Raw genomic sequence first — 18,302 nt, 5'->3', positions numbered from 1 at the left:
CTCTGTGTCGTCGACCGCGCGTAGCGAACGGACAGCGGCACCCGTAACCCCCGGATCCCCGTACTCATCGGAGTGGCAGGATGGCCAAGCAGGACCGCGCGGTACGTACGCGCCAGGAGCTGATCCGGTCGGCCGCCGAGGCCTTCGACCAGGGCGGATTCGCGCTCTCCTCGCTCACCGGGATCGCCGCGGGGGCCGGGGTCAGCAGCGGGGCGCTGCACTTCCACTTCCGCAGCAAGCGCGACCTGGGCGCCGCCGTCGAGAGGGCGGCGGCGCGCGCCCTCCAGGACGTCATCGCCCCGCGTCCCGGTGAACAGCCCGCCCCGCTGCGGAGTCTGGTGGACACCTCGCACGTGCTGGCCGGACGGCTCACCGAGGACGTCGTGCTGCGCGCCGGATTCGGCATGGCGGCGGACGCCACCTGGCAGCAGGACGTCACGCTGTGGCGGGTGTGGCGCGGCTGGGTCCGCGCGACGCTGACCCAGGCGCGCCGCGAGGGCGCGCTGGCGCCGGACGTGCCGCTGGAGGACGTGGTCTCCACCGTCACGGCGGCCGTCGTGGGGGCGCACACCCTCGGGCGGCTGGACGAGGAATGGTCACCGCGGTACGCGGTCACCCAGTTCTGGAACCTGATGCTGCCGCGCATCTCCACAGCCATGGTCCCGTTCGAATAGGCCTGCCAGACTGCGCCCATGAGTGATCTTCTGAACGGCAGAGTCGTCCTCGTCACCGGGGCCAGCAGCGGTATCGGCGCGGCCGCGGCACGCGTGTTCTCCCAGGAGGGTGCGACGGTGGTCCTCGCCGCGCGCAGGGAGGACCGACTGGTCGCGCTGGCCGCCGAACTGAGGGACAAGGGCGGGGAGGCGTCCCACGTCGTCTGTGACGTCACGGTCGCGAAGGACGCGGCCCGCGCGGTGGACTTCGTGGTGAACACCTACGGGCGCCTGGACTCCGCGTTCAACAACGCGGGGCTCGGCGGCGACCGGACTCCCCTGCACCTGATGGGCGATGACGTCTACGACGCCGTCATGGACACAAATGTGCGAGGTGTCTGGAATTGTCTCCGCTACGAGATAGCGGCCATGCTGCCGAACGGCGGGGGCAGTTCCATCGTGAACAACAGCAGTGTGGGCGGCCTGGTGGCCATACCCGCGGCGGCGCCCTACATAGCGGCCAAGCACGCGGTCGTAGGCCTGACCCGCGCCGCCGCCGACGAGTACGCCCGACAGGGCATCAGGGTCAACGCCGTGGCCCCCGGCACCACACGCAGCGAGATCACCGCCGACTGGTTCGCGCGTAATCCGGGCCTGGAGGAGATGGTCAACAGCATGACGCCGCAGGGCCGTACGGCTGAGCCGGAAGAGGTGGCGAACGCGGCTGCATGGCTGCTCAGCGACCGCTGCCCGTTCCTCACGGGCACGGTCCTGCCGGTGGACGGCGGATTCGTCAACCAGTGATCCTCCCGCGGCCGGCGGATCCGTGGGGCGCTCAGCCGCACGGACCGCTGAGCCGGCCCCGGAAGACCGTTCCGCCGTCCTGGGTCCCCGTGACCAGCACGGTGGCGAGCCCGGGGCCGGGGGAGGGCGCCACCTCCGCCTCGATCCAGCAGGGGCTGTCGAATTCGACGTACCGCTCGAAGGACGTGTCGACGGTGGTCGCCTCGAAGAGTGCGGGGTGCAGGACGGCGTTGGCCGCCTGGTGCGCGGCCTCGATCAGGACGAGCCCCGGGACGTGGTCGACGGGGTGGTCGAACAGCAGCACGTTGTCCACGTCGTTGCGCAACAGCCAGTGATGGGGCCTGTCGCCGGGCGCCAGCACGACATCGGTGCCGGTGGCCCGCCGGACGGTGCGGGGGTCGGCCGGGGCGGGGACCGCCCAGGTGTTCCACCCGGTCGTGAGGTGCTCGCCGCGGAGCCTGCGATAGGCGCCCGGGGATATCCAGCCGAAGTCGCAGTCGGCCCGCGCCACCAGGGATTCCTCCTGGTAGAGGCGGATGTCCATGCCGAGGGAACTCACGGCACGGCCGCGCTTCTTCGGCTCCGCGAGGGAGATCCCGACGGTGAGCGGGGACGGCCCGGTCGACGCGACACGGAACCCGGGGGCTACGGTGAAGTCGAATGAGTGCAACAGGGTGTGGTGGGAAAGCGGTACACCGTACGCTGCATGCGCGATGAGCAGACCGCTCTGCCGGATCGCCTGGGTGAGCATCCGGGGGTCGTAGGGCAGTCCGCCGTCGGGGGCAGGCCAGTCGGCGGTGAGCGAGAACTCGCCATCTTCGCGGCGGTGCCATCCGGTGACGAGGACGGCTTCGGCACGGCTGAGGTGGACGTATTCCTTACGGACCCCGTCACTGCCCCCGATGTCGGTACACGGATGATGAGGGAAAACAGGTACGTCGGGCACGGTCCCCCCGGACATGGCGCAGAGTGGGCAGCCTGGCGCTGATATAATACCGGTTCACCGGTCTTTTTTGAAGAAGCGTCAAGCCGAGGTCAAGGGGAGCGCGAGTTGGCAAGACAGCAACGGGCGATCCGGACGCGCAGAATCTTCCTCGAGGCCGCCGCGGAGGTCTTCGACGAGCACGGTTACGACGCCGCCACGATCGCCGCGATCCTCGACCGGGCCGGTCTCACCAGGGGCGCGCTCTACTTCCACTTCACCTCGAAGGAAGAGCTGGCGCGCGGCGTCCTCGAAGAGGCCGTGACCTCGGACGGAGTCACCCCGCAGACCTTCAAGCTGCAGGAATGGGTGGACACCGCGCTCCTGCTGGCCTACCGGCTCCCCCGGGAGCCCATGCTCAGCGCCTCGATACGGCTGTCCGTCGACCCCCGGGCCCGCAGTCTGTTCGGCACCCGCTGGCCGGACTGGATCACGCTCCAGACCGAGCTCCTCACCGAGGCCAAGGAGCGGGGCGAGCTGCTGCCGCACGTCGACCCGGTCTCCACCTCCCGGCTCCTCGTCGGGGCCTGGACCGGTGTGCAGCTGGTGACGGAGGCGATGGCCGATCCGCCTGACCTGGTCGCCGAGATCTCGGCCCTCTTCGAACTGATCCTCCCCAACAACGCCGTCCCCGGTGTGCTGGCCCGGCTGGACACCTCCCCGCACCGCGCCCGGCGCATCATCGAGGAGAACAGGGCCGCCGCCGCCGCGTCCTGACCCGCGGGTCCCTGCCCCGTTGCCGGTCTCACCCGACCGGATGCGCCACGACTGCGACGTGGCTGGTCAGCGGACAGGCTGGCCCCATGTGGCTTCGCCGAACAGCCCTGGGCGCCGTCGTCGTGCCGCTGGCCGTCCTGGTGTTCCGGGACGCGCCGGTACACCTCGCCGCGCCCGAGCCGGCCACGGCCGAGCCCGCGGCCCCGCCCGGAGCCCCGCAGCCCGTGATCGTCAGCCGGGCCCAGTGGCGCGCGGACGAGAGCCTGGTCAAGGAGCACGCGACGTACACGGGGGCGGTGAACGCGGTCTTCGTCCACCACACCAACCACAGCAACGACTACGACTGTGCCGACGCCCCGAGGATGCTCCGGGCGATGGAGGAGGACCACGTCTCGGGTGAGGGGTGGGACGACATCGGCTACAACTTCGTCGTCGACCGCTGCGGGACCATCTACGAGGGCCGGGCCGGCGGCGTGGGCCGCTCCGTGCGCGGGGCGCACGCCAAGGGCTTCAACGCGCACAGCGTGGGCATCGCGGCGCTCGGCAGCTTCGGCCCGGGGGTGCCGGTGCCCGAGGCGCTCATCGAGGGGATCGCGAAGGTGGGCGCGTGGAAGCTGCGTCGGGGCACCGACCCGCGGAGCACCGTGCGGATGGTCTCGACGAACGACGAGAGCCTGTACCAGCGGGGTGAGGTGGTCCACCTCCACGCGGTGTCGGGTCACCGCGACACGTTCCAGACCAGCTGTCCCGGGGACGCGCTGTACGACCAACTGCCGCTTGTCCGGGCCGAGATGGCCCGCCTCCGCGTCACCCGGCGCTGACCTCCGCCCGACCTTCGCGCCAGCCCTCCGCGCCATTCCTCCGCACCGGTCCCTCGCGCCGGGCCGTGGGCCTCCACTCGGGTGATTGTGCGGACGCGGAACGCGTCGGTACCCCCTCAAAAGCATATCGGCGGCTTATCTGTTCGTGCCCTTGTACAGTCCCGGAGCACAGCGGAGGAATACCGTCATGCCGGCATCACCCCTCGCCAAGCGACCCGTCGAATCGGTGCTCGCCCTTCTGCTGGTCCTCCTGGGCGTGCTGGGCCTCTCCGGCCGCAGCGCCGCGGCCGTCCCGGCCCAGGCCGCCACCGCTCAGGCCGTCACCGCCCAGCCCGTCTCCACCGTCCGGGCGTTCCCCGTGCGGGCCGCCGCGGCGCCGACCGTCACCGCGGGCACCGACTGGGACCGCATCGCCGAGTGCGAGAGCAACGGCCGGTGGAACATCAACACCGGCAACGGCTACCACGGTGGGCTGCAGTTCGCGCCCTCCACCTGGCGGGCCTACGGCGGCGGGCAGTACGCACCGCGCGCCGACCTCGCCACCCGCTCCCAGCAGATCGCCGTCGGTGAACGCGTGGCCCGCTCACAGGGAATGGGCGCCTGGCCCACCTGCGGCCGGCTCGGCGTGAACGGCACATCGAACCCGCAGGCTGGCAGCACCCCCCAGCGCAGCGAGACGCCGAAGGCCACCCCCCAGCGTCAGTCGGACAGCGGTTCGAGCAGCTCGTCCGGCTACTCCCACGAGGCGTCCGACGCGGCGGAAGCGACCGACTCCCATGAGCTCGCCGGCAGCGAGACCTACGTCGTCGAGCCGGGCGACTGCCTCTCCGTGATCGCCGAGCGGGCCGACGTACCCGGTGGCACCGACGCGCTGTTCGAGCTGAACCGTGAGCTGCTGGACGAGGGCCCGGACCTCATCTACCCGGGGCAGCGCCTCCGACTGGCCGCCTGAACCCGGTCGGCGTGCCGGTAGGGCCGAAGTCCACGGGCCCGGTGCGTGGTCATGGAATCGAGCTCCGCCGCGACGTACGGGCGTTGCCGAAGGTGGCATCGCGCGGAAGGGCGTCCACACAGCCGTGGAGACCCCGAGCGTGTCGTCCACGTAGGCGTAGCCGAATTCCGAGGTATGCGGGGCCATGACATGTGGTTCTCGAACTCCACCGAGCGGGAGAATCATGAGGCGGGACCAGGGTGGGAATCCAGGAGCGCGGCATCTCCCGGGTGTGTACGGCGGTTATCACGCCCACGTCGCCACGAGGTTCCCCCATCAGCTTGAGCAGTGTCTCCACGTCTTCCCTGTCGAGGCCGGAGGCCGCTCCCCCGGGAGCGGGGTGCACAACCCTTCTGTGAACAGCACACCACCCGAGACGCGTTCGAAGACTTCCCCCGCGAGCGGCGCGATGTGGCCGACGTACCGGTCCACAAGGTCCGCGCGTGCCACCTCGACCAGCCGGCGGGTCGATCTCGGCGGGCTCGGTCATGCTGCCGAACCGGACCGGGCCTGGCTTCGGAATCCGCCGCCACGGAACGCACAGCCCCGCCCACGGCCGGGTGCGATCCGAAATGACGGACACCAGGAAATTCCCGGCGTACGGAAAATGAACTTCCAGGGCGGGCATCGCCAATGGAGGAAGGCGGATCAGGGAACTCTCCGGAATTCACTGCTGCCCCGACCGCCCCTCTGTCTACTTTTGGTTGAAGCGGACTCCCGGGTCGTCGAGTTCACCAGGAGGTGCGGTCCATGGCGGGCACGCAGCAGTCGGAGGCACGCGGCACACGGAACGGTGTGACCGCGCCGGAGCAGGCGTTCACCGGTATCCGGCGCAGTCGGCAGGACGTCGGGAACATGAAGTCCGACCTCGCCTCCGGCCTCATCCACCGCACGGGCAGGCCCCGGTGACCGAGAACCTGGTGACGCCCGCCGAGGACGAGGCGGAATCCGGGACGAAGGCATCCGGGACCGCGTACGAGGGAGGCGCGCCCGCCGTGATCAGCCGATGAACCCGGGAGAGCCGCCCGAGCCCATGGAGCAGCGCCTGGCCAAGGCGAGGGCCGAACTGGCGGCGGTCGAGGCCGCCGTCGCGCGGGCCGAGGGCGCTCTGCGCGACACCTCGCTCACCGAGCGCTCGCGCGACCGCACGGTCGAGGTCACCATCGGTCCACAGGGCGAGCTGATGGGCCTGCGGTTCCTCGACACCCGGTTCCGGAGCATGCCGGGCGCGCAGCTCGCCGCCTCGGTCCTGGAAGCCGTGGAGCAGGGGCGCGCCCAGATGGCGCACCGGGTCCGGGAGATCTTCGAGCCGCTGACCCGTCCCACCGGCATCGCACCGGAGTTCGGCGGCTTCGACGTCGACTGGGACCGCATCCTGGGCCCCGCGTACGACAGCGAGGGTGGCGGAGACGGCTGGTCGTCGAGCGACCGGCTGCGGGACGAGATCCATGACGACTCGGACGACGGGCGCCCGGGGGTACGGGGAGGCCGGAGATGAGCGGTGCGTACGAGGCGAACACAACCAACCTGCGGCGGAGCATCGAGGAGATGAAACTCCTGCCTTCCCTGGCCAAGCGCATGAGCGAGGAATTCAGGCACGAGGAGAACGACTACAGCGGATGGGCCGGCTGGACGGACGACTTCGCCCGCGGGGTGCGCCCGAAGTACGAGGCGAACAACCGGTACTGCACGGACATCGCGCAGTCGCTGTACGAGGCGCTCGACGCGCTGGTCTCGGCGACGCTCACCAACCTGGAGAACATGGAGAGCACCCGTACGGACGCCGCCGACAAGATCCGGGCGCACCAGGCGAGGAACGAAGAGGCGGCCGTCGGCGACGGGCAGGGGAAGCGCTGAGTGCAGGAGATCAATTTCCCTGAGGACGTCAGGAAGATGCTCTGGATCCTGCTCGGCGAGATGCCGTTGCAGGCCCGGGAGAACCTGGCGTGGGTCAGTCGTTCCCTCTACCTCAACCACGGGAAACGGATCCTCGCACTGGGGGACGCCCTGCAGGAGTCCGTGTGGAACGCCGGCCGTTCGCTGCCGGACGACGTGGCGCGCGGGTACGTCCAGGGCCTGTCCCTGCTGCTCGACGACGGAGGGGTCAACCGGCTCCGGGAGATCGTCAAGCAGCTGGACGACATGGCGGATGGGCAGGTCAACTACTCGATGAAGATCCAGGAGTCGAAGTGGGAGATCATCTCCGAGATCATCCTGCTCCTCATAGAGCTGGCCTTCCTGGCGGCCATGGCGTTCTTCACCGGCGGTACGTCGATCTCGCAGATGGCGCTGGCCAGGGCGCGGACCCGGCTGGCGGTGCTGATGATCATCGACCGGCTGGTGCGGATGACCCACATCGCCCCCACGCTCAGCGAGGCCTTCGCGGAGGCGATCCAGACCCTGGCGGTGAGGCTGGCCCAGATCGCGTTCAACCCGCCCGGGCGCAAACCCTCCGGTGTCGACTGGGGAGATGTGGGGAAGGCGGCGGCGTTCGGTGCGCTCGGCGGTTTCTTCGAGAGCGCCTTCGGACGGTTCCCGCCGAAGTTCAAGGACTGGATGAACAACGGGGGCAAGCACCTCGACAACCTGGACATCGACTTCCCGCCGCGGAATCCCTTTGTGTCGAAGGTGCTGAACGACGTCTACGACGTCCCCGCGGTCTTCGTCGTCTCGGGCATCAGCGAGACCCTCGCGGAGGTGCTGGTCACCGGCCTCTTCGACGGGCAGTGGGAGTTCAAGTGGGAGACCTTCGTGGGCTCCGGGACCAGCGCGGTGTTCGGGATGTACGCGGAGTCCGCCGTCGGGGGCGGGGCGCTGTGGCTCAACGACAAGTTCTTCGCGCCCCCGGTGGCGTCGGCCGACCTCAACGGTCCGCCGCGCACGGTCGACAGGGTGGGCACGGTCGGGGGCGACGGGCCGCGGAACGCGTCGGTGCCGCCGCCCGTGTCGTCCGTGTCGTCCGTGTCGTCCGTACCGACCGTGTCGTCCGTACCGACCGTGTCGACCGTGCTGCCCGGCCCGTCCGCGCTGAACACCGTCGGCGCACCGCCTCCTGTCGTCCCGCCTTCGGTTTCCTCACCGCTCGGCCAGCCGCTCACCACTTCCTCGCCGACCGACCCGGCACCGGTCGTCGGGCCCCGGAACGGGGCGAGCCCGGTGGACGGGCCGGACGGGGCCGGTGGTCTCGGTGGTCTCAACGGTCTCGGCGGGCTCGACGGTCTCGGCGGGGTGATGTCCGTGCCGCCGCCGTTGTCGTCCGTGCCCCTGCCCCCGTTGTCTGCTCCGCCGCTCGCGACGGGGAACCTTCCGGGGCCCACGGGGGCGCTCCACGACGCCGGCCAGGACGGGTCGCAGTCCCTCCCGGTCACGGACGGGGACATCGATCCGCAGCAGTCGCTTCTCGATACCCCGTCGACGTCACCGAACCTCGGCGCGCCTCAGCCGCAGTCCTCCTCGCAGCAGACCCCGCCGCAGTCGGGCGGGCGTACGGACGATGAGTACGCGGGGCAGGAGACGGATCCGGCGCGGGGCGACCAGGTGCCGTCCGCGTCGCAGGGCCCCGGGTCGTCGGCCCCACCGGCAACGCAGTCCTCGACGGGCGGGCGCGGCGCGGCGGGCGGTACGGATCAGCAGCCGTCGGTCCAGGAAGCGGATCCCGCGCGGCGGGACGAGCCGGAGGCGGATCCCGCGCGGCGGGACGAGCCGGAGGCATCCCCGGGTGTACAGCCGCCACCGCTCGCCGCACCGCAGTCCTCGCAGCCCAACACGTCCTCGTCGGCCACGCCGCAGTCGTCGCAGCAGCCCCAGTCCGCGCAGCAGCCCCAGGCATCGCAGCAGCCGCAGTCGTCGCGGTCGCAGCAGCCCCAGTCGTCCGTCACCGAGGAGACGGCCCCCGTCTCCGTGACGGACAGCGGGGCGGGAGGGGAGGGGACGGCGGAGCACCCGGCGGCCCCGGCCGCATCGCGCGGCACCGGAACGGGCACCGGCCCCGGGTCGCCCGCCTGGGAGTCCATACGGGCCGACGCGGAGCCCGAGACCCGGTCCCATACGTGGGTCGATCCCGTGTCCACGCCCGCGGACCCGCAACGTCCGGGCCGGACCACGCAGTTCGCCGTGCACTCGAAGTTCGAGGTGCGCCGCTTCGAGTTCGAGGGCGAGAGCATCACCGATCTGACCGTGCAGGTCGGCGTCGGCAGCCCCGACCGGCTGCCGGAAGGCGTCTGGGGGAAGGTGGTCGACGGTGTGGAGGCCCTGCTCAACGCCCCCGGCCACCGGCTGCCGAACGGCGATCTCCTGCATGTGACCGTGGAGCAGGTCGTGAGCGACCCGCACCCCAACGGCCTCAACGTCCAACTCGTGAGCCGGGACGAGCAGATGACCCGTTCCGCCTGGTGGGCGGACGCCGATCCGATCGACTACGCGCACGAGATCACCCACATGCTCGGTCTGCGGGACGAGTCCCGCCACGCGGTCGCGCCCCACCGCCCCGACATCGCGGGAAGCCTGCTGGGCGACTACCGCAGCCCCGCGCCGGCCGGGCTCGCGCAGGGCGGTCTGCGCGGGCGCCATCTGCAGCTGATCGCCGCTCACATCGGCGAGCCCGGCCCCGTCAACAGCGCCCCGCCGCCGCCCACCCGTCGGGCCACGGTCGGCGGGCACCCCGGGGCGGAGCCGTACGCGCCCGTACCCCCCAACAGCGACGGAACGGCACCCGGGACCGGCGGGACGGCCCCGGGGACGACCGGGACGCCGGACGTGACGGGGACGGCCGAGGTGACGGAGGTGACCGATCCGCCCGGGTCCGACACCACGATGGTGACGACGTCCGGGACCGTCCCGAAACCGCTCCCGGAACCCCTCCCCAAGCCGCTCCCGAAGCAGAAGGAGTGGATCCGCACCACCCTCGACCGCACCCGGCCCGCCGTCCTGGACCCGAGCCTGAACCGCCCGCTGGGCGGGCGCCGGGCTCCGGCCCGCTTCGGGAACGGCAGCCGGATGCCCGACTACATCGACGACGTCCAGTCGCTCCTGCACGACGTCCCCCCGGACATCCTCGTCGAGATGCTGTCCGGCTCCATGACGTTCGGGCACAGCGATGTCGTCCTGCGCGGGACGGGTCAGGCCCTGGCGGAGATCGACCGGCTGCTCTCCGGCGCCGGTGACGTGGTGCGCCCGGCGCCGCCGGCGAGCGACGGACCCACCGGGGCCGGGCTGATGGCCGACGTGACGTACGCCTTCCGGCACGAGCCCAAGACCCTGGCCGGGGACGGCCGGGTGTTCCCGTACACCGCACAGGACGGCAGTGTCAGGAAGCTGGCGGTGACCGTGCGCCACTACGGCGACTGGGAGCAGTTCGACGACGCGTACGGCAGCCCCGTGAAGGTGGACGGGATGCACCGGTCCACCGCCGCCGCCGGGCAGAGCAAGACCATGCAGTCCACCGCGCAGATCGCGCTGGGCGGCCCGATCGGGCCCATGGGCACGGCCGCGTTCAACGGGTTCGGGCGGATCGGGCTGCGGTTCGGGTTCACCGACAGGGTCGCCTACGGGCAGACCGACCAGGGCACGAGCCAGACGGAGACCCGCGCGCTCGACGGCTCCCGGGTGTATCTGGACCACGCGTACTACGAGTTGGCCCTGACCGACGCCGACGGCCGGCCGGTCACGGTGCCGGGCCCCGACGCGGCGGTCTTCGGATTCTCCGTCCGGGACGGGCTGTCGGTGCGGCTGCCGGACAGCGTGACGAGCACGACCGTGCGCCCGGGCCGCATCCCCCGCTCCCTGGAGCTCGGCCGCAACTCCGCGTACCGGCTGGTGCGCACCGAGGGGTTCGGGCCCGTCGCGCGGATGCGGGACTGGGCGGCCGGGGAGATCGGGGTGGCACCCGGCAGCACCGCCTACGGCGAACTGGACGCGTTCTTCTCCTCGATCAGCTTCCAGCGGCAGGCGCCCGCGCTGTCGAGGGGCCGGGTGACGACCGTGCCGCTGTTCGCCGACGACAAGACGCGCACCCCGCTCGGTGTCTTCGTGGTGGACGTGGTGCCGGGCCGGGCGACGCTGATCACGGAGACGCCCGAAGCCGAGATGCGTGACATCAGCACCTCGACGGTCCGCAACGACCGGAGCCTCCAGAAGACCGCCGCGTTCGGCATCGACGGCGTCGCGGGCCCGGCGTTCAACTTCTTCGACCTGGGAGGGAACGGGAGCCTCAACCTCAGGCTGCAGTTCGGTCCCGCGTTCCGCTACCTCTTCTCCGTGTCGCGTACCGCTGCCCTCGGCGGTTCCGGGGCGATCAAGTCCGCGGGCCAGGTCAAGGGCGACCTCACGGGCCTCTACCTGGTGCGCAAGACGGTCTACGTCAACCGCAGCGGCAGCGGCGCCCCGCCGACGCGCTTCCACACGTGGAGCGTGGACCGGATGACGCGCACCGAGGCGCGCCGGCTGGCCGGCTGGGACGACGGGATACGGAAGGCGCTGCGGGCGGGCGCCCCGCAGCCGTTCGCCCCCGCCTATCTGACCCTGGACCGGCCGCCCACCCTGGGCATGCACCGGGTGGAGGAGTTCGCCTTCGACGACGGCACGAGGAGCGGCGCGACGGACGCCGGGGGACGGGACCGCACGCTCCTGGACACCTTCGCGGACGAGGTGCTGACCGCGCTGGCGGCCACGTACCCGCGGCTGGTCGCCCGTCTCGACCAGCTCGCACCGCCGGAGCGCAGGACCTGGCGCGAGCGCACGACGGCGCTGCTGGAGTCGCCCGGCCCGCTGGCCGGGATCCGCCCCGCGTCCTCGCCGTGGCGCGACGACGAGGAGTACCGCACGGCGCTGTCCAACACGCTGGAGGTCCTCGCCACCCTGTCGTACCGGAGCATGGCGGGGAATCTGGAGGCGTTGACGACGACCGGGATCAGGATCAGGTTCAACGAGCCGGGCCGGATCGGTCAGGGGCACCGCTACGTGTGGCTGCACGGCGAGCTGACCAACCGCCGGTTCGAGGGCGTCCAGGACGACTTCAAGCTGCGCTACAGCTCGATCGGTGTGGAGCGGGTCGACGGGCAGAAGAGTTCGAAGCGCGTCGCGGAGGTCGGTTTCGAGGGGCAGTTGGCGTTCCGCGATCCGAGCGCGGACGACATCGGTGCCCCGAACAACGCGGGCGTGCTGACGCTCGGCGCACGCAAGGGGTGGCAGACCGACCAGGAGACGGGCTTCGGCGCGACGGCCACGTACGAGCCGATGAGCGTGAGTGCCGGGCCCTCCCACCTCTACCGCTACGACCTCTCGCTCACCGTGAACCGCGGCGGCTACTGGCGCTTCCGGGGACTGCTGCGCGGGACGGCGACCCTCGGGCTGCTGGGAACCCAGCCGTTCGTCTTCCGCCAGCCGCAGGACCTGCTGATGGGTACGGCCGCCGGGGGCCGGGCGGTAGGGGGCGGTCCTCGGACCGGCCAGGTGCTGATCAGCATCCCGGGCACCCACGCCCCCGCGGTGGACCCGCATGCCCGGGGGGCGGCGAACCCCTACCTGGGGCTCGCGCCGCACCCGGTGCGCACCCTGCGGCCCGCGCGGGCACGGGCGCTGGCCCTCGGTGACCTGACCCGGCCGGGGAGCCTGGTGCGTGCCACCGACCTGGAGGGTGACCCCGGGCCGGTGACGCCGGACGGCCGGGGTTCGCGGATGTTCCAGGCGCTGCAGAACCATCCGTTCCTGACCATCGGCGTCGTACCTGCGCCCGCCCTCGTGGACGCCCTGGGGGCCGTACTGACCAGCGGTTCGGGTGGTGCGTGGCAGCTCTCCGAGGAGGGAACTCCCACCCGGGAGGCGGTACTCCGCGCCTTCCAGGCCCAGTACCTGACGTCCAACTTCGACCAGAGTTCCGGCCCGCTCGGCTGGACCGCCGCCGGGCTGATGGGCAAGGGCCCGTACTCCACCCTGTGGGCGACCTTCCGCCACCTGACGGCGGTGAACGACATCCGGGCCCTGACCCCGTCCGTCCCGATGGACACCGAGATGGTGCTCGGCGGCACCGGGCAGACCTCCGGGAAGACCACCAGGAGCACGACCTTCTTCACCGGCGGGCAGCTCGTCTACGCCCGCTCCCACGCGACCGGCCCCGGTCTGCTGGGCACCTACGGTCTCGTCGCGAGCCCCTGGTCGACGGCCGACCAGTCGAGCAGGATCGTCACCCGCGCCGTCGTCCACGACATGAACCGCAAGGGCTTCGGCCACCAGGTCCTGGTGTCGGGGACCGCCGAGCACTGGCTGGCGCTGGCCTCCAGCATGCTCGGGTCCCGTGCCGTGGGGAAGCCCTTCGTCCCCGACCGGCTCGCCTCCGCCGCCGGGCGGATGACGACGGTGCCCGGCGGCTGGCTGGCCCACGTCCCGGAGAAGAGCGCCCACCTGGTCGGGCTGATCGACGACGGCATGGGGGAGGTGCCGCGCTACACCCGCCACCGCTGGTCGCCGCAAGCCTGGCTGGAGGGCAACAGCTTCGGCACGTACCCCGTCAACGCACTGGATCCGACGGCCGTGCTCGCCGCGTTCGACCGGCAGGTGGGTGCGCTCGGGCTGGACGACGCGGGCCGGGAGAGGGTCCGCACCCTGGTGTCGGCGCGGGTCATGCGCTCCCTCGACAAGGAGATGACGGGCACCGGCTCGTCGGTGCCCGCCCGCACCGGGGCGTGGGGCTGGCACAGCGTCCGCATCGGGAAGCGGCAGGTCCGGATCAGGGTCCAGCTCATCCCGGGGACGCCCGTCTTCGAGATGCTGGACCACAGCGTGGAGATGGAGGAGAACCGCCGGGCGATCGAGACCGTCCAGGACGGGTCCGAGTCCACCAAGGGCGCCGACCTCGGCTATCTCGTCGGCGAAAGCGTGCACACGGGCGACCGCACGGCCGCCGCCGCGGGCCCCACCTTCACGGAGACCGGCTCCGGCCGGCAGTCCAGCGGCGGGAGCCGTACGGCATCGACCCTGACGGTGTTCCGGGCCGCGTCCACCGAACCGTACGCGGAGGTCGCCACCCCGTACCGGCTCCGGATCACGCTGGAGGCGGACGACGCCCCGGCGGACGGCGGGGGGAGGACGCTCGGCAGGTTCCGCGGCCGGCAGGTCCTCTCCGAGGAGGGCGCGGCCGGGACGCTGCGCGAGCACGTTCCGCTCAGCCTCATGGCCCCGGACGCCGATCCGGGCGCGGACCTGCTGGGTCCACCGCGGCTGACCGGGCTCGCCGCACCGCACCAGGGGATCTCGCCCTATGTGCTGGGCCCGGACACCCGGTACGGCGACGGCACCATGAAGCCGTTCCGCTTCCCCGACACCGGATTCGACGTACGCCGGATCGTCGGGCTCTCCGACGTCCAGGTGGCGAACACCTACGCGGTCGCCCTCTCGTACGACGCCGGGTTCTCCCTCGACGGGACCGACGCCCCGCGCCGCTCCCGCGACACCGGGCTCACCCGCCTGGGCACCGGCTCGGCCCAGGCGCTGGAGGACGGGGCGTCCAACGCGGCCCTGTCCGCCTACTACCACCAGGCGGTGACCGCCGGCGGCTACCGCATCCCCGGGCTGACCGAGCGGAACGTGGTCAGCAGCGACAGCGCCCAGCTCGACCTCTACGCCAAACCCGACTTCAGCCGGGCGGTACTGCTGACCGTCGCGGACGGCAAGAAGATGGAGATGCTCCGCAGGACCGGTGAGAGCGCGGCGACGTCCGTCGGCCGGGAGAACGTCCAGGACTCGGCACTCGGGGCCGGAGTGCTGATCAGCTCCGACAAGACGGGGATGAACCAGCTGGGCGCCTCGGGCACCGGCCCGTACGCCGCCGAGGGGGACTCACTCGCCACCTCCGCGGACCAGATGACCTCGGTCAACACCAAGCCCAAGACCGGCCGGGTGTTCCTGTTCGCCGTGCCCACCGCCTGGCTCAGCGTCGCCGACGTACAGCGGGGCATCAAGGACAGCCGTATCGGGCGGCTGGTCGGCGGCACGTTCGGCCACGTCCGGCCGGGGCTGAAGGCGGTGGGGTCCGAGGCGTTCGCCCTCGTGTGGGTGCGGGACGACATCGCCAGGGAACTCGGCCTGATCAACGGGACGAACTTCCCCGCCCGGGTGGGCGAGGCCTGGGACGCGGTCGGCAGCGCGAGCAAGGCGTGGGTGGACGCGGACAAGGCGTACTGGAAGAAGCGCCGCTCGGCCCTCGCCCTGCGGGAGGCGCGCGACGCCGCGGAGACCGCCCTCGACGCGGCACGCACGACCGCCGACGCCGACGGGCGGCGCCTGGGCCTGGCGTACGACGCCGCCGAGATCGACCGGACCGCCCTGGAAGCGGCGATCGACCGGCTCGACGGGGTACGGGACACGGCGCGGCAGCAGGTCCGGGAGGCGCGCGAAGCCCTGGAGTCGCTGGAGGAGACGGACACCGGGGAAGCCGCCCACGACGGCTGGGCCGAGTTGGTGCGGGACCAGATCACCGAGGCCCGCACCGCCCTGGCGACGGCCGAACGGACCACGGGCGAGCTCGTGTCGGCCGCCGAGGTCCATGTGGGCGCCGCACGGAGGCGGGCGGCGGGGACCGCCCGTAAGGTGGCCGCGGCCGAGAAGGACGTGACGACCTCGGCCCGCCGCGTCGAAGCGGTCACCCGGCGGCGGGACGCGGCACTCGACGCCTTCACCAACCGGCGGGCCCTGCTCGACGGACTCAGGGCGGTGGCGGAGGACGCGGCGGCCGAGTACCACCGGGTCAGGGCCGGGGCCGACCAGCTCACCCGGTGGCACCAGGAGGCGGCCACGGCCGAGGGCCGGACCCGGCTCGGCGACCGTGCCGAGCCCGAGGCCGTCGCCCACCGCAAGCCCACGCCGCCACCGAAGCCCGAGCCCCGGCCCGCCCCACCGGCGTACACCAGGACCGTCACGGACGGCGGGACACGGCTCACCTCGCCCGACGGGGCCACCTACACCCTGCGGGACGTACCCAGGGACGGCGAGGCGTTCTTCCACGCCCTGGTGGAAGGGCTGAGCGGCACCGCGCCCGAACTGCTCACCGACCGGGGCATCGACCTCGGCGACCGGCGGGCGGCGATACGCGAACTGCGCCGCCTGCTCGCGAGCAGGCTCTCCGATCCGGCGGACGCCGACCTCCTCGACCTGGTCGCGCCGGACCACACGGACACGTTCAGCGACGCCGAGGCCACCGCGGCGGGCCTGCGGGGGACCGGTCCGCTGGGGCCGGACACCCCGGGCGGCCGGGAGTTCGACGGGCTGGACGGGCTGATCCCGCACTCCGTGACCCCGGACCCGGCGGCCCGGGCCGCGCTCGCGGTCGCCCAGCTGACGCGGCCGGGCGACGCGGACGCGGAGACGGGCTGGAACCACGCGGCGGCCGACCTGCTCCCGCTGCTCGCGGCGCGGACCTTCGGCGTGGACGTCACCGTGGTGGACGACGCGGGACGCTACCAGGACTTCGGCCCCGCGCCGTCCGACCGTACGGGGCACCTCAAGGGCCTCCTGGACGGGCCCGAACCGACCCGCCCCCGCGTGGTGCTGAGCCTCGCGGACCGGCACTTCCAGCTTGCGGTGCCGGGGGGCGTGGATGCGGAAGCGGATCCGGATGCGGATCTGGACGTGGACGGGGACGGGGTGCGTACGCCGCCGGGGAAGGGGACGGAGCCCGCGGAGGAGTCCGCGCCGAAGGGCCCCGCGCCCAAGGATCCCGCGCCCAAGGATCCCGCGCCCGAGGATCCCGCGCCCGAGGATCCGGTGAAGGACCCGTCGAGGGAGCCCGTCGGCGGGTCCCGGAACAGGCCGGCCAGAGGGCTGCCGGTTCCCGTTCCGGCGACCGGGGAATGCCTGCTGTTCTCGTTCATGGCGAGCGACCCCGCGCACATGCGCGGCCGGCTGCCCGGACTGGCGACGTCCGACCCCGCCGCTTACGCCTGGCTCGACGACCCCGCCGCCGTGCGCACCGGGCTCGCCGGGCGTGCCACGGTCCGGTCCGGGCAGGGCCACTACCCGGGCGGCCCGGAGACCGCGGTCGCCACCGCGATGCGCCTGGCCGTCGAGGACCACCTGGTCGCGAGTGGGGGGCGGCTGCACCCGCTCGTCATAGGGCAGTTGCGGATGTCGACGGCGGCGGAGTTCGAGGCCCGGATCGCCGGCCGCCACCGGGCCGGGCTCGTCTCGCTGCTCGACCACCACGGTGTGGACGCCGACATGCTCGTGGACCGCTCGGAGGCGGGCCTGCGGCGGGAGTTGACCAGCCTCTACGCGACGAGCACCGCACCGCTGGACGACGTGGAACTGCACGCGGTCCTGGACGCCGTGACCCACTGGGAGGACCGTTACATCACCTCGGTGGGCGAGATCTTCCTGCCCCTGCTCGCCCATGTCTTCGAGGTCCGTGTCGAGGTGGTGCGGGACGGACGTCAGGTCGACGACGCGCGCGCCGGGCTCAGCGACGCGTCCCGGGTGATCGAGGTGCACTACAACGGCTCGGACCACTACAACGGCAGCGACGCCGACCCGCGTGACCTGCTGGTCTTCGGTGATCCGGTGGCTCCGAAGCGGGTCAAGCCGGAGGAGCGGGACGCCGACGGCGACGTACGGATGAACCCGCTGTGGGTGCCCCTGGACGAGGTCGATCCCGACCTGCTGATCACCGCCGACACCGACGCCGTCTGGCTCTACACCGTCACCGGGGACGGGCGGGTGCTGCTGGGCAGCGAGGAACCGAGCGCGATCGTCACACCGGAGCAGTTCGACGCTCTGCTCGCGGGCATGCGGCGGGTCACACCCGACCTGACGGCAGAAGCGCTGCGGGCGAACCTGGACGGCCTCGGGCATACGGGCATCGCGGCCGGTTTCGGGGAGACGGGGCGGCTGGAGCCGGGCAGGAGCCGGGTCTCCGGCGAGTTCCGGTGGAGTCCGGAGCGGGGCCGGTGGTCGGTGAACGACAAGTCCGGCCGGTACATGAGCGAGTCCGTCCGTCCCGGTCTCGACCCGGAGGCCGCAGCGGGCTGGCTGGAGCAGGTCGCGGGGCTGTTCACGGAGGCGCTGGGGGTGTCGGTCGTCCCCGTACAGGTCAAGACGGCCGCGCCGCCCGCACCTCCCGTACCGCCCACGACGGAACCTGCGACGGAAACCGGGGCCGGGAAGGACCCTGCCGTGGTCGGGGAGGCGGTGAAGGACCCCGCCGTCGAGGACACCGCACCGCCCGCACCGCCCGCACCGCCCGCGCCGCCCGCTCCTCCCGTACCGCCCACGACGGAACCTGCGACGGAAACCGGGGCCGGGAAGGACCCTGCCGTGGTCGGGGAGGCGGTGAAGGACCCCGCCGTCGA

Annotated in this window: 9 protein-coding genes and 1 pseudogene; 9 read left to right on the top strand and 1 reads right to left on the bottom strand. The window is 72.3% G+C overall.

Annotated features, from left to right (window positions below):
* Positions 1 to 80 precede the first annotated feature (80 nt).
* Together ACFWVP_RS07855 and ACFWVP_RS07850 are read left to right on the top strand one after the other, a co-directional pair.
* Entirely contained in the window at positions 81 to 674 is a 594-nt protein-coding gene (locus ACFWVP_RS07855) for a ScbR family autoregulator-binding transcription factor (RefSeq protein ID WP_384494497.1), read from the top strand.
* An 18-nt stretch (positions 675 to 692) separates the two neighbouring features.
* A complete protein-coding gene (locus tag ACFWVP_RS07850; protein WP_384494495.1) occupies positions 693 to 1,457 on the top strand; it encodes an SDR family oxidoreductase in 765 nt (254 codons plus the stop codon).
* Positions 1,458 to 1,488: 31 nt separating this feature from the next.
* Here the strand turns inward: ACFWVP_RS07850 and ACFWVP_RS07845 are convergent, their stop codons facing one another.
* Complete coding sequence (locus tag ACFWVP_RS07845; RefSeq protein ID WP_384494494.1) at positions 1,489 to 2,418, bottom strand: ScbA/BarX family gamma-butyrolactone biosynthesis protein; 930 nt, start codon at positions 2,416 to 2,418, stop codon at positions 1,489 to 1,491.
* Positions 2,419 to 2,508: 90 nt separating this feature from the next.
* On the opposite strand from ACFWVP_RS07845, the gene ACFWVP_RS07840 reads away from it, so the two are divergent.
* The 7 genes and pseudogenes from ACFWVP_RS07840 to ACFWVP_RS07810 form a co-directional block, all read left to right on the top strand.
* Positions 2,509 to 3,156 (top strand): ScbR family autoregulator-binding transcription factor, encoded by a 648-nt coding sequence (locus ACFWVP_RS07840; RefSeq protein WP_384494492.1) that lies wholly within the window; start codon positions 2,509 to 2,511, stop codon positions 3,154 to 3,156.
* A gap of 86 nt (positions 3,157 to 3,242) precedes the next feature.
* On the top strand, positions 3,243 to 3,977 hold the full coding sequence (locus tag ACFWVP_RS07835) for a peptidoglycan recognition protein (protein ID WP_384494491.1): 735 nt from the start codon (positions 3,243 to 3,245) through the stop codon (positions 3,975 to 3,977).
* A 187-nt stretch (positions 3,978 to 4,164) separates the two neighbouring features.
* Positions 4,165 to 4,929: a transglycosylase family protein gene (locus tag ACFWVP_RS07830; protein ID WP_384494489.1), complete on the top strand. Its 765-nt coding sequence runs from the start codon at positions 4,165 to 4,167 to the stop codon at positions 4,927 to 4,929.
* A 789-nt stretch (positions 4,930 to 5,718) separates the two neighbouring features.
* Positions 5,719 to 5,877 (top strand): hypothetical protein, encoded by a 159-nt coding sequence (locus ACFWVP_RS07825; protein WP_384494487.1) that lies wholly within the window; start codon positions 5,719 to 5,721, stop codon positions 5,875 to 5,877.
* Between the two features lie 97 nt (positions 5,878 to 5,974).
* Positions 5,975 to 6,466, top strand: a complete 492-nt coding sequence (locus tag ACFWVP_RS07820) for a YbaB/EbfC family nucleoid-associated protein (protein WP_384494485.1) — start codon at positions 5,975 to 5,977, stop codon at positions 6,464 to 6,466.
* The gene (locus ACFWVP_RS07815) at positions 6,463 to 6,825 is read left to right on the top strand and encodes a hypothetical protein (protein ID WP_384494483.1); all 363 of its coding nucleotides are present in this window, start codon (positions 6,463 to 6,465) and stop codon (positions 6,823 to 6,825) included. Before ACFWVP_RS07820 ends, ACFWVP_RS07815 begins: the two co-directional genes overlap by 4 nt.
* Positions 6,826 to 18,302, top strand: a pseudogene (locus tag ACFWVP_RS07810) (hypothetical protein); the annotation flags it as partial. It abuts the gene before it with no gap.

This window comes from Streptomyces sp. NPDC058637 (assembly GCF_042717325.1).
In the GTDB taxonomy this organism is placed as follows: domain Bacteria; phylum Actinomycetota; class Actinomycetes; order Streptomycetales; family Streptomycetaceae; genus Streptomyces.
The sequence above is the reverse complement of the archived record's forward strand: the minus strand, read 5'-3'. Positions and strand labels throughout refer to the sequence as shown.